The sequence below is a fragment of the Clostridium sp. genome (assembly GCF_017888565.1).
Classification (GTDB): Bacteria; Bacillota; Clostridia; order Clostridiales; family Clostridiaceae; genus Clostridium.
This window is the reverse complement of the sequence record NZ_JAGHFX010000048.1, coordinates 1-14063: the sequence shown is the minus strand read 5'-3', so window position 1 is coordinate 14063 and position 14063 is coordinate 1. Positions and strand designations below refer to the sequence as shown.

At 26.9% G+C, this 14063-nt stretch carries 13 protein-coding genes; 5 read left to right on the top strand and 8 right to left on the bottom strand.

From position 1 onward, the window contains the following. Positions 1 to 103: 103 nt before the first annotated feature. Entirely contained in the window at positions 104 to 700 is a 597-nt protein-coding gene (locus J7M87_RS08935) for a sugar O-acetyltransferase (protein WP_291650721.1), read from the bottom strand. A 414-nt stretch (positions 701 to 1114) separates the two neighbouring features. Between J7M87_RS08935 and J7M87_RS08930 the strand changes: the two genes are divergently transcribed. Further along, positions 1115 to 2563 carry a DUF4317 domain-containing protein gene (locus tag J7M87_RS08930; protein WP_291650720.1) on the top strand — a complete coding sequence of 483 codons (1449 nt, stop codon included), beginning with the start codon at positions 1115 to 1117 and terminating at the stop codon, positions 2561 to 2563. Between the two features lie 439 nt (positions 2564 to 3002). Here the strand turns inward: J7M87_RS08930 and J7M87_RS08925 are convergent, their stop codons facing one another. Both J7M87_RS08925 and J7M87_RS08920 read right to left on the bottom strand, forming a co-directional pair. Beyond that, positions 3003 to 3338: a rubredoxin-like domain-containing protein gene (locus J7M87_RS08925; protein ID WP_291650719.1), complete on the bottom strand. Its 336-nt coding sequence runs from the start codon at positions 3336 to 3338 to the stop codon at positions 3003 to 3005. Positions 3339 to 3697: 359 nt separating this feature from the next. Then, complete coding sequence (locus J7M87_RS08920) at positions 3698 to 4036, bottom strand: TIGR04076 family protein (RefSeq protein ID WP_291650718.1); 339 nt, start codon at positions 4034 to 4036, stop codon at positions 3698 to 3700. A gap of 131 nt (positions 4037 to 4167) precedes the next feature. On the opposite strand from J7M87_RS08920, the gene J7M87_RS08915 reads away from it, so the two are divergent. Beyond that, a complete protein-coding gene (locus J7M87_RS08915; protein ID WP_291650717.1) occupies positions 4168 to 4509 on the top strand; it encodes a helix-turn-helix domain-containing protein in 342 nt (113 codons plus the stop codon). A gap of 83 nt (positions 4510 to 4592) precedes the next feature. Here J7M87_RS08915 and yeiL read toward each other — a convergent pair whose 3' ends face one another. Next, entirely contained in the window at positions 4593 to 5288 is a 696-nt protein-coding gene (yeiL, locus tag J7M87_RS08910) for a transcriptional regulator YeiL (RefSeq protein ID WP_291650716.1), read from the bottom strand. Between the two features lie 136 nt (positions 5289 to 5424). Between yeiL and J7M87_RS08905 the strand changes: the two genes are divergently transcribed. After that, positions 5425 to 6243 (top strand): purine-nucleoside phosphorylase, encoded by an 819-nt coding sequence (locus J7M87_RS08905; protein ID WP_291650757.1) that lies wholly within the window; start codon positions 5425 to 5427, stop codon positions 6241 to 6243. Positions 6244 to 6469: 226 nt separating this feature from the next. Here the strand turns inward: J7M87_RS08905 and J7M87_RS08900 are convergent, their stop codons facing one another. From J7M87_RS08900 to J7M87_RS08885, 4 genes are all read right to left on the bottom strand, one after another. Beyond that, entirely contained in the window at positions 6470 to 7360 is an 891-nt protein-coding gene (locus tag J7M87_RS08900; RefSeq protein WP_291650715.1) for a hypothetical protein, read from the bottom strand. 505 nt (positions 7361 to 7865) lie between these two features. Next, on the bottom strand, positions 7866 to 9776 hold the full coding sequence (locus tag J7M87_RS08895; RefSeq protein WP_291650714.1) for a right-handed parallel beta-helix repeat-containing protein: 1911 nt from the start codon (positions 9774 to 9776) through the stop codon (positions 7866 to 7868). A gap of 27 nt (positions 9777 to 9803) precedes the next feature. Further along, the gene (locus J7M87_RS08890; protein ID WP_291650713.1) at positions 9804 to 11144 is read right to left on the bottom strand and encodes a carbohydrate ABC transporter permease; all 1341 of its coding nucleotides are present in this window, start codon (positions 11142 to 11144) and stop codon (positions 9804 to 9806) included. 14 nt (positions 11145 to 11158) lie between these two features. After that, the gene (locus J7M87_RS08885) at positions 11159 to 12106 is read right to left on the bottom strand and encodes a sugar ABC transporter permease (protein ID WP_291650712.1); all 948 of its coding nucleotides are present in this window, start codon (positions 12104 to 12106) and stop codon (positions 11159 to 11161) included. Positions 12107 to 12428: 322 nt separating this feature from the next. Between J7M87_RS08885 and J7M87_RS08880 the strand changes: the two genes are divergently transcribed. Then, complete coding sequence (locus J7M87_RS08880) at positions 12429 to 13769, top strand: extracellular solute-binding protein (protein ID WP_291650711.1); 1341 nt, start codon at positions 12429 to 12431, stop codon at positions 13767 to 13769. A gap of 104 nt (positions 13770 to 13873) precedes the next feature. Beyond that, on the top strand, positions 13874 to 14063 hold a 190-nt coding region (locus tag J7M87_RS08875; protein ID WP_291650710.1), incomplete at its 3' end, for a hypothetical protein.

Below are 14063 nucleotides of genomic sequence, written 5' to 3'. Positions count from 1 at the left end.
GCAAAAAATAATTTTATTCTTTTAAGTAAATAAGAAACAACTTACCATATAAAAAACATTGTAAGTTGTTTCTTGTTATTTTATATATGATCTCTATAGAATCTTATCTATAAATCAATTCTTGAGCATTAACTTTATCACTCTCATTAATTTCTCTTAAAACCTTACAGGGATTTCCTACTGCAACTACATTTTTAGGAATATCTTTAGTTACCACGCTTCCTGCTCCAATAACTGTATTATCGCCAATTGTAATTCCTGGCAATATAATAGCACCTGCTCCTATCCAACAGTTTTTTCCAATATGAACTGGTTTATTATATTGTGTTACAGGCATACGAAAATCAGGATCTATTGGATGTGCTGCAGTAGCAACAGTAACATTAGGACCAAACATTGTATAATCACCTACATAAATATGTGTATCATCTACTAATGTTAAATTAAAATTAGCATATACATTATTACCAAAATGAACATGCTTTCCACCCCAGTTACTATTAAATGGAGGCTCAATATAGCAATCTTCTCCTATTTCTGCTAACATCTCTTTTAACATGCTTTGGCGTTTATCATATTCTGTTGGACGTGTTGCATTAAAGTCATATAACTTATCCAAGCACTTAGTTTGCATTTCCAATAACTCTTCATCACCACAATTATAAATCTTTCCACTATGCATCTTTTCATATTCTCTCATTTTCAATTCTCCTTCTTTACCTAATCCTTTTCATAACAAATAAATTAATTCTAATAAATTATCGTCATAAATTCATTTCTTTAAATCACTTTATTGTATCTATATAAAATATGCTTGATGATATCATAACATATATTTTACAATTACTCTAAAAAACTATATTTATTTACACTAATTAAAGATATCTGCACTCAAAATTTGTAAACTCTGAATAATTACAACAGCTCTCCCCATATGCGTATAAACTACATAGTCTAATTTAATTTCATATAATAAAACCTTTAATTAATTCTAAAAAAATATTATACTAAAATAAGTGTACAACTCTTTGAATGGATTACACAACTTAACTTATTTATATATTTTATTACAATTAATATTACAAATATAAGAACTAGATTGAGAGGTTTATATATGAGAAAAAAAGATATACTTGAACTAAAAAGACGTTTAAAGAAAGATCATTGCACCTTTACTAAGATGTGTGGTTGTTACGTTAATGGTGAAAAACATGTTATTTTAAAATTTAGAGAAACATTTTTAAATTTAGATGAAGATGAATACTTTAAATACTTAGAAATTGCTAAAAAAGTTCTGTCTGGAACCATTGGTAATAATATTTTAGAACTTAACTTCCCAACTAATGAAGATCTTATAAATGAAACACAAATTTCTCTTATGCAGCTTAAAAATAGTCAATTAAGGGATGATATTCTTCTTGATAATTTTTATGACTCAATTATAGATAATTATGATTATACTGGTAACTTTTTAATACTGATTTTTCATGATGCTTATGATGTTATTACTAAGACAAAAGATAATGCTAAGATAGATGAATCAGAAGAAGTATATGAATATGTTTTATGTGCAATATGTCCTGTTTCTCTTTCAGAGCCTGGTCTTAGATACTTTGAAGAAGATAATAAAATAAAAGCACGTATTAGGGATTGGATAGTTGAAGCTCCAACTAACGGATTTGTATTTCCTGCTTTTATTGATCGTAGCTCAGATGTTAATTCTATTATGTATTATACAAAAAATGCAAAAGATACTCATCCTGAATTAATGGAAAATGCATTAGGATGTTATTCAAAGCAAACTGCAACTGTACAAAAGGAAACATTTCAATCAATCATTAAAGATACATTTAGTGCTGATGAAAAAAAAGCTGAAAAAATATTTATGGAAGTACAAGAAAATTTAAATAATATGCTTGATGAATACAATGCTATATATGATGATACGGATGCTGAACCTATAAGTTTAACAAAAGATGATATACAAAACTTATTGATCGAAAGTGGAGTTCCTGAAGAAATTACTACAAAAATCGAGAAATCTTACGTAGAAACCTTTGGTGATGAACTTCCTTTAGTAGAAAATTTAATTGATACAAAGGTGCTTAAAGCAAATGAACAAATTAAAAGGGAAAAACATTTAGAAAAGCAAGTAGAAATACTTCAAACTAGACTTGATCAAGTTAAACAAGAGGCTGCAGTAGATAATGAAACTTCTCTATCTACAAAAAATAATGAAGAGAACTCAGAAAATAACATTGATAATTTAGAAGTTAATAATGCTGATTCGGAACTAGACAAAGATTCTAATACTAGTGATATGGTTTTAGATGAAAATTCTGAAACTGATTCAAAAGAAAATTTAGAATCTAACATCGAAAATGTTGATGATACAGATTCAGATGATAATGATACTACCCCTGATTATGATGTTATTCTTCAAGTAAAACCTGAAAAAATACCTCAAATAAAATCTCAAATAATTGATGGTCAAAAATGCATAGTTATTCCTATTAATGAGGATGAACAAACCACAGTTAACGGCTTAGATGACTTAATATAAGTTATATAAAATAGCAAGACTACTATTTTGTTCTATTAATAATTGAGTACTTAAAAAAGATTTAAATATATAAATAGTAGTGCTCCTATAATAATTTAAATAAGAGCACTATTATTTTAAAAATTAAATCTATTTTATATTAACTATAACATTTTTTATGTTTCTCCTTTGGTTAATAATATCTTACCGAAAAAGAAATAATACCATTTCTCCTCACCCTAAAATAGTATTTTGGTAATAAAATCCTTCCTGATATCATTTAATTACCTTTTTGTAATTCACATTTTAATTTTCGTAAACAAGTCCCTTCGTTTAATTTAATATTTAGAAACTATTTACTAAATATAAATCAAAAGTATCAAATACTTAGAATAATTTAAATGCTAAAAAAAAATAAGGCTATATATTGTAATATTACAATATATAGCCTTTACTGATTTTACCATTTACCATTAGCAATATGTCCTGCAAGTTCTGCTTTACATCTTTGCTTAATAGTCCAAGCTTCATTTTTTGCTTTTTCAAATCCATTTACACATTTTGGATCAAGATTTATTTCTATACCTTCTTGTGCAAGCTTAGCAATCTTGCTTGCTAATACAATGATTTCAGCATGAATGTCGTTAGTTCTATCTGATGAATAAATTTTTCCTGCTTCTTCACTAGTAAGTTCAACAAACTTTTCTTTTCCTAAATTACATTTTGGGCACACTTCTGGTGCTTCAATTCCTTCATGTATGTATCCACATACAGTACATCTAAATAACTTTTTCATAATCATTTCTCCTTAAATTTACATGTTTAACTTTTTCATGTAATTTCTATATTTATATAATAATATAAATAATAGTTATTGTCAACTAATAATTCATATTATTTATTTGAATATTTATTATAATATATATTTATTACATTATTATATATTTATACTATATTATTTAAATTATCACTTTAAACTTTTTAATAGGATTATTTATATACTTTTTATAAATTTTACAACAACTCCAAAATAAACACTATTATCAGATACATTTTTAGTAACAACTAAACCAGCACCAATAACAGAATTTTAACCAATTGTAATACCTGGAGAAATTATACTAAAAAAATATATCATTTATAAAACAATTAATATTATCTAACAGACTTATAATTAATTATTGATTCCTCAGCAGTTGCCTCTATTTTAAAAATTACAGGACGAATACCATCATTGCATGAACATATTGCTACACCTTCTTTATCTATCCAATCTTCATAGTAAAACTTTCTACTTCCATGGGATAAAGCAAAAACATATTGATACATAACTTTCCATGCTTCATCGCATAATCCTTCTGGCTTTGCATAATCACCATAAAATACATCTCCGACTTTATGCATTGGACATATCCCAATATTTTTACATCCATATTCTTTAGCTAAATCTTCATGAAATGTTGTTTTTAGCACTTCAATTTTACATTTTTTCATAAAATCATATCTCCTTTTATTTTTTCTTTTACTAATATGAGTATATGTGTTATTTTATAGTCAAACAAGTATGTACTTTTAAGTAAAGTACTAACCTAAAGGTTAGTATTATTGGGTAGGATGGTGATAAAATGAGCATGAAAAACTTTAAGGAATCTGATTTAGCAGATATTACTTCCACACCTTTTGGATACACTCTTTCTATTATAGGTGGTAAATGGAAAATGATAATAATGTTTTGGTTAGTAGAATATGAAACTTTACGATACGGAGAGTTAAAAAGATGTATAGGTAAAATCAGCGATAAAATGCTTAATAATCAATTAAAAGAATTAGAAAAAGATGGAATGATTATTAGAAAAGAATATCCTCAAATTCCTCCAAAAGTAGAGTATTCTCTTTCAAAGCGTGGATTATCTCTTATGCCAATTTTAGAGGAAATGTGTAAATGGGGAGAAGATAATAGAATATAGTTATAATATAAGGCAATGATACCTTTACTATCATCGCCTTATACTATATACTTTTTTAAATTTTCCTTCATTTCGTAGTTGCTTTATTTATATAAATCTGCTGCAAGATCTGTCAGCAGATTATTATCTATTACTTCAAAGTAAGAATTTTTCTTTTTAATAATACCACTTTTACAAAGTGATTTTATTGTCCTTAAAAGATGTCTATAACTTGTACCTAAAAGCTTTGCTATTTCAGTTAAATTTTCATCAAATATTAGTACATCTACCCCATTAACATTTACCCTTTCCCCAGCAGCTAATATATAACTAGCTAATCTATTTTCTAATGGATAAAGTAAGTTTATTGAACTATTTTTAGATAATTTCTTTAATTTTTCACTTAAAGACTCACACATAAAACGTAGAAACTTAACATCATCTAATAAATATTCCCTAACTTTTTGAAGAGAAATAGCTATGCAGTAACTATCTTCTAAAACCTGAATATTTGAATTAGCTGGCTCTAACTTCATAAATTCAATATCACCAATTATTTTTACTGAATTATAAAAACATATTAAAAGAGTTTTCCCATTGCTTAATGATGAATAAACTTTTGCTTTTCCTTTTACTAAGAAAAAAAGATAGTTTGTACTTTCACCTTCTATGCAAATATGTTCCCCTTTCTTGAATAAGAAAAGTTCTGCATGAGAATTTATATCTTCGCTAAAAAATTCATTTATATTGTACTTTTCTATGTACTTACTTATTGTTTGAGAATCACATATTTTTTTCATAATCTTATCCCTTTTTTTGTCTTTGTATTATTTAAATGATAATTTTTTCCTATATTGTGACATATGTCATCATTACTTTCAACAATTTTATGATAAATTAAGTTTAAAAGTTAATGGAGATAATAAAATGAATAATATGTATGATAAAGTTGTAGAGTCTGCAAAATATATAACAGATAAAATTACTAAATTTAAACCAAAGGTTGCAGTTATTCTTGGCTCAGGATTAGGTAATTTGGTTGATGTATTAGAGGAAAAAGAATATATAGATTATAAAGATATTCCAAATTTCCCTCAATCAACTGTAGAAGGTCATGAAGGTAGATTAGTATTTGGAAAGATAAAAGGAATAGATGTCTTAGCAATGCAAGGAAGATTTCATTATTATGAAGGATATACCATGAAGGAAGTTACATATCCTGTATATGTAATGCAACAATTAGGTATCCAAAAGCTTATAGTTACTAATGCTTGCGGAGGAATAAATACTAGTTTTAAGCCTGGCACATTAATGCTTATAAAAGATTTTATAAATCTTTTTGGTGATAATCCATTAATTGGGGTTAATGATAAAAGATTTGGTGTAAGATTCCCTGATATGTCTGAACCTTATAAATTAGAATTAATAGACAAAGCTAAATCAATAGCGAATGAAATTAATGTTGAGTATAAAGAAGGAATTTATGCTGGTTTTATGGGCCCTTATTATGAAACTGCTGCTGAAATAGTTTCTATAGGTAGACAAGGTGCAGATGCTGTTGGAATGTCAACAGTTCCAGAAACAATAGCTGCTAATTATTTGGGAATAGATGTTCTTGGAATAGCTTGCATTACAAATATGGCAACAGGAATACAAAAACATAAACATTCACATGCAAGAGTTGTAGAAACAGCTGAAAAAGCCTCAGCTAATTTATGTGCATGGGTAGCCAAGATAATAGAAAATATAGAATAATAATTTTTTTTGAAGACTTTCTTAAAATAGTAGAAACTTATGAAAAATAGATGCTATTTAAAATTGTTCTTGGAATATATTTAGTGGGCTTACTTATTACAGTAAGTCCATTTTTATTTGTATATATCAATACTAATAAGCTACATATAGTTTTTTAATATTTATACTAATAGGTCTAACTCATTTACAGTATCTCTCCCTATCGGTAGTACGTGGGGGGGATTTTTTACATAAAATACTTACTTACTATCTTTGTTTCTATAACTTTCTTAGAAAGTCCTCCATGCGTAAGCTTAACAACATCATATTCATTATAGTTGCAATAATCATATACTCTAAATTTAATTTCTCTTTTATTCGGAAAGTCGGTAACATATACTTCGTAATATCTCCTTTTACCTCTGCTTCCTACTTTCATTACAATCCCTGTACATATTCCTTCAGTCTCTGTATATAATCCTAAAATAGCATCTACAAAATATAATGTATCTGAAATAATAAATATAAAAGTAATAACCATCATAGGAATATACACTAACCTAAAGTCACCTAAGAACGGTAATATAAATATAAGTCCAAGCCAGTTAATATGCTTAATTCTTTCAGTAAAACTTACTGATACATGAGGTACTAGCATAGGTTTAATCTTCCATAACAAACTGCTATCCTCATAAAAGTGTTTATTATAAGCCTTTCTCCAATTCCTTTGAGTTGCAGAAAGTATAGCAACTGTCCTGATCTTACTTTTGAACATATACAAGTTTATATATCCAACATACATAATTAATGCTGAAATAATTATACTAATATTTTTTACAATAATAATTGTAAATATTATATATCCAATAAAAAATATATTTAATATCTTCATAGCATACATTTTTTTATTAAGCTCTTTCTTCTCATATTCTGAAAGCTTCCTACATCTTTCAAAAAAATTAAAAACGCAGCATATTAAAATGCAAAATAGAGTAAAAGAGTTAAACTCATTTACAGCCTTTAAAGTTTCATATGAGCCTTCACTTATAAAATATAAAACATTAGTAGCTAAATTTATCACTATCGGTAATATAGCAAAAAATAAATAACTTTCAATGCCCCTTTTTTCAGACCACATTTTCTCTCCCCCCATCTCTTATAAGGTTAAACCAATTTTTATTTATATCGTAATTTATTCAAGTAATTATATATTACTTGAATTATTCCGTAAATAATACAAATAAAAATTCCTCACCTACATTAAAAATAATAGTTGAGGAATTCTATATTCTACACATTATCTAGTATATTTAATTATCCAAACTTAGTAAATTTTATTGATGTTGATACTCATCTAAATCCTTGATTTAGATAATGAAACTTATATTATATCAAACTTTAATGAAAAATAAACATTTTAATTATTAAATAATTATATACTCTACAACTTAGATTTTATCTCTTCATTATTACACCTATAATTTTAGTAACCCTTCATGCCTATAATTAGCTACCACTTTATTATAACATATTTTGTAAACATATTATTACTTATGCTACGGTATTTTTATATTTTAATGCTCCAATTATAGTTTTATAATAATAAAATTATTTTTTAATTATTCTTCATTTTATAGACTACTTTAAATAAATCCATAGTTATTTTTTATTGTTATATTAGAAGTGTTCTCTTTCTCAAAATAAATACCATTCGAATAAGTATCTACATATTCAATTCTTTCATTATTCTCTACTACTACGTCTTTAGCCTTAACTATTTCTATAGTTCCTTGATAATACTCATCATAAATTGGTAATTCATTTTGACTTGAGCCATAAACTCTTCCATTAAAGGTTTCTGTATTAGGATTTATTATAGTATTGTTTAAAATAAAAATATCTGAGCATGAAGATAAGTAAAAAGCTAGTCTCGGACAATCTATTATAGTGTTATTTTCGAAAATTATATTATTAAATATTGGATAGTTACATCTTCCATCTGGAAGATACACTCCCATATATATGACAGCCATAATCCACCTGTTTAAGTCACAGCTTTCTATAAAGTTATTTCTAAATACTACATTATTTACTCCAGTGCCTTCCGCCCAACGACTTTCTGCACCAGCTTCAATTTGAATAGCAGCTCCTTGTATTTTATAAAAGCTATTTCCCTCTATTAGCCCATTAGAGCCATGAATTAATATCCCTCTTGCCCTATTTGAATGAAACTTATTGTTTCTTATAATATAATTTTCAGTACAATATCTTCTATTAAAAATAATAGTTTTTTCATTTAAATTTTCTGGAACCTTATCTTCAAGCTCAATAGTGCAGGTTACTTCTTCTTCATTATATTTTACAGACTTAACTTTCGAAGAATATCCAGTTTCACTAAAATCACCATTTCTAAATTCTAATATGTCACCTTCGCCAATAGCATTTCTTTCTTTATCTACTCTTTTTGCTATTATGCTTTTATCTCCTATTATTTTAACTCCCATGGAAGTATTATCATGGATATTTATACAATCATCACCTGCATAACTAAATTCACAATCTTCAATAATAAAATTTCCTTGTGAATTACCTATATGAATACAGTCAGCAGATGTAGTTATAGACCTGCTTGTACCAGGCTTTCTTACAACCTTACATTTATTAATTATAAAATTATGCAATTTACCTCTACCAACAATTCCACTTCCAGGGCAAGAGTATATTGTTATACTTTCTAAGTTTATATTATTACTATCTGTTAAATAAATAGCTGTTGATTCATATTCATAATGTCTAAAGTTATATAATTGATCTTTTTTTATTCTATCTAAAGTCCAAACAAAATCAGTAGTATAAAATCTCATTACATTATTTTGGATTTTTTCCATCCCTGTAATAATATTTGACAGTTCTCTTACAAGCTTTTCCATATCTTTATTAGACTCTTCATCATCTGATTCAATTACATGATTATTTTTATATGGTCTAAATTCTAATGCACCTTTATTTCCTGGTTTAACTTCCTTTGGATTAAAAGGACCAACTATCCTTATTTCAAAGAAATCTTTAATATTTTTAAAAGAAGGAAATTCACAATCAAAATAACTCCCATCAGTTGCTACCTTTATTATTCTTCCAAGACTAGCTAATGGTTCCTTATCCCAATTCCAATCTAAAATCAAATTTTTAATTTCTAATCTTGTGCAATTATGAATAGATATAAATTTATTATCACTAGAAAAAATAAATTCAGAACCATTACCATTAATAGTAATATCAGATAAATCATCTAATTTTATTTGTGCTTCTCCATTATATAAATTAGTATTAAAATAGTATTTTCCCTTAGGTATTTCGAGGTTACTAGCTTTAATCTCCCTACAATAGTCTATTGCTTTTTTGAATACTTCATAATTACATTTATCGTTTTCTTGTGTTGCTCCAAAATCTAGAACATTTACTACAATACCATTTATATTTTTAGGTTTTTCTACTTTTATATTTTCTAAATCATTTATTTTTGTTCTTATAATCTCTTGTTTATTTTTCGTCATATCTTTACCCACCTTCATTATAATCTTCTATTTAAGTCCAGTTGAAGCTATACTTTCTTTTATTTGATTTGATAAAATAATAGTTAATAAAATCACTGGTAAAATTGTTATAAGTGATAAACCTAATATAAAGTTTTGCTTTATAGATCCATTATTAGATAAATTATATAATGCAACATTTAATGTCCATAATTCTTGTTTTTCTGTAACCATCCATGCCCAAAAGAAATCATTCCAGTTTGATAAGAATGTTTGAAGAGCTATTATTGAAATAATAGACTTTGATAAAGGCATACAAATTTTGAAATAGCAATATAAGTTTGAAGCTCCATCAACCTTTGCTGCTTCAAAAAGTTCATTAGGCAATCTATCAAAAAATCCTTTATATAGATAAATAAAGAATCCATAAGGTAATAAGAATGGAACAAGTAATGCTCCGTAATTATCATATAATCCCATATCTTTAAACATTGTAAACTGTGGTATCATTATTGATGCAAAAGGAATCATCATAGTTGCTAAAAAGAAAAATAATAATGGATTTGAAATTTTCTTTGGTAACAATCTAGATAAAGAAAATGCCGTTAATGAACATAGTACTGTTTGTGTTAAGATTGCCCATAATATAACTATTACTGTATTCATAACAAAAACTAGGAAGCTATATTTACTAATAGTTTTATTTTGTGAATAAGCGTAAGCTGGTAATTTATTATAATGTGCAAAACTTTCTAATAAAAGAAAATTATTTCTCTTTTCAGTTAATCCCTTAAAGTCACCAGAGGTTTTAAAATCGCCATTTAATAAGTTATCCATTTTAGGTTCAAAGTCACTACTTCCAAATTTTGAATTATCATAGCTTTCCTTTAAACCATTTATATTAAAATCATATTTTATATTATCCATTGCCTTGTTGTATCTATTATTTGTTAAAATAACTTCCTTATTTATAACCGAATTAGCATAAACTCCAAAATCTCTTTCAAGCTCTAACTCCATTTTGTGAGCTCTTGAATAATAAACAGTCTTATTATCCTTTACACCATAAAATTTTACTTCATAAATAGAATCTCTTTTAAAATCATTAATTGTTGCAAACATGGATAAAACTGTATCTTTCTTTATAGTGTCTAAAAACTCATCCTCATCCTTTCCAGTATAATTATCGTAATTTAAAACAATAGAAATACTTTTGGCACTATCTGGTAATATACTTGGAGGCATATCATAAATCTTAACATTATCCTTTAATGAATTACTTGCAATATAAAATAAAGGATATAATATTGCAATTGCAAATAAAATTGTAAAGATATATGCAACAATTTTTAATCCCTTATTATTATTAAATTTCTTTTTACTTTTCATATCTATCCCTCCCTCTAATTTCTTTCTGATTTATCTAGCTTCATTTGGAATATTGTCATTATTGCTATTACTACAAATAATATCATTGAAGCAGCAGCACCTTTGCCATAATCTAAATCTTGCTTAAAAGCATTGTAAATGAAAATACCCATTGATGTTGATGACCCACTTGGACCTCCTGATGCAAATTGGTAAGGAGCATCTAATATTTGCATAGCTCCAATAACAGCTAATACTAATTGAATTATTATAATGAAGATAATATTTGGTAATATTATATGTCTTATCTTTTTAAATCCAGTGCATCCATCAAGTTCAGCGGCCTCGAAAATCTCAGATGGTATCCCTTGAATAGCAGCTGTGTACATAAGCACTGCAATACCACCACCTATTACTCCTGGGAAAATTATTGCAAATTTCGTTAAATCAGGATTACTAAGCCATAGCTGTGGTTCTGCTCCAAAGAATTTTAATATTTGATTTGCTAAACCATAATCAGGACTCCAAATCCATTTCCATATAATCACATTAACAGACATTGGAATTAATGCAGTAACTAAATAAATAGTTGTAAATAATTTTTTTCCCTTTAATATTTCATTCAAAAACAAAGCTTGAATTATTGGTACAAAGAAAACTAATGTTAAAGATAATATTAAAAAAACAAAAGTATTTTTCCAAGCATCCCAATAGAACTGTGTTTGAAATAAATTCGCATAATTTTTGAGTCCTACAAATTCTCCTGGTGGATTTATTGCATCATATCTAAATAACGACATATAAAATGATTTAAATATAGGTATATACCTAAGCCAAAGAGTAAATATTATTCCTGGAAGTAAAAATAAGAAAGGTGAAATTTTTCCCATAAGATTCTTATATTTAATTTTTTTCTTTTTAATAATATTTTTTTTATTAATCAAACTTTTTTCTTCACATTTAACTAAATTTTCATTCAACATATTTGTCCTCCCCTATTGTTTATTTAAATTGTCTGATATTATAAGTGTAAGCGATTACTAATATTTATTGAATGTTACAAATTTAAGAAAAAAGGTACTAGCTTTCAAGAAATATCTGTATAATTTGATCTCATTTCTACTAAAGGTTAAATTTATGTACTATATATTAATTTCTAATACCTTTATAAGAAATATCAATAGTTAAAATTAGATACCATTTGTTAATTTAAAATCGTTTACATTATATGCTGATTTTTATATACTTATCTCATCAAGCAAGATAATAAAGCATTGATATTTTAAAGGTATAGGGGGATTTAATATGTTAAGTAAAAAACTAACTAAATTACTTGCTACTTTTTTAGTTGTAGGTGTTAGTATTGGCACATTAGCTGGTTGTTCAAGTAAAACTGATAATGAACCAGAAAGCTCTGATAAAGAGGTAGAATTAACACTTTGGGTTACAAGTAGGGAACAAGATGACTTTACAGCCAGTGTAGAAAAGGAATTTTTAGAGAAATATCCGAATATCAAACTTAACAAAGTTGTTAAGGAAGGAGATCCAGGTAATGAATTTTACCAAGGTGTTGCAGCTGGAAATGCTCCAGATTTAATGGACGTCTCTTTTACAATGATGGACAAATATATGAAGGCTGGTATTCTTGAACCACTTAATGACTATATAAGCAAGTGGGATGAAGGAAAAGGATTATCTAAAAAATATATAGATATGCTTTCTTTAGATGGAAAAGTATATGGTATTCCATCACAAGTAAGTCCGATGTTCTTTGGTTACAATAAGAAGCTATTTGCTGATGCTAGTATTACATCTCCTCCAAAGACTTGGGATGAAGCTTTAGTTGATGCAAAAAAATTAACCATCCCTGAAAAACAACAAGCAGGTTATGGAATACTTTCTGCAGAATGGACAGAGTGGTTCTTCCAGTATTATGTTTGGCAAGCAGGTGGAGATTTAACTAAACAAAATTCTGATGACACTTTATCTTTAACTTTTACAGATCCAGCTGTTATAAAAGCTGCAGAATTTTATCAAACTTTAACAAAAGAAAAAGTCACTCAATCAGATTTAACTTTAAAATTTAATGATTTAATTCCTCAATTTGCAGCAGGTAAGATTGCTATGATGCCATTTGCTGGTGACTGGGTAAGTTGGGCAACAAGCCTTGGTATGGACCCTAATGATATTGGTCTTGCTTTATTCCCTGCTGGTCCTTCTGGAAAACATACAACAGCCATCGGTGGAAATGCAAGAGTTATAAATGCTAAAACAACTCCTGAAAAGAAAGATGCTGCATTTAAATATATAAGTTTTTATGAAAGTAAAGAAGAAAAAACTAAGCTCTATAAAAATATTGAAAGCAAGGGTGTTGTTAATCCTGTAATTATCCCAAGAGATGATTTATCTTTAGGTGATATAGTTAAAATGCCCGAGGAATATTCAAAGGTATTAAATGATATTCAAGATGAAGCAAGACTTGAATTCTATGGAAAAGCTACTGTTGCTTCTTATATAGATAAGGCAGTACAAAAAGTAATTTCAGATCCTACTGCTGATCCTACTAAAGAATTTAAAACTGCTCAAGATTTAGCTGAAAAAGAAGTATTAGAAAAGTTTAACAAAGACATTAAAGCTAATAAATAATTATAAATATAAACCTCTAGATTATAAGTAATTTACTATTAGTCTAGGGTTTTATTTATTTTTATGTTACAATTTTACTATATTCTATTTTGGGGAGATTAAAGATGTTTAAAATATTTCAATATAAATCTAATCTATTAAATAAAATCATTATTTATTTTAGAAAAGTTCATATTTTAAAAAGACTTCTTATTTCCTTTTTAATTGTTATTTTAGTACCTACTATTATAATTGCAACCTCTAACTACAGAACTTATTCTAAAGAAATAGAAAGTACTATTACACATTATTTAG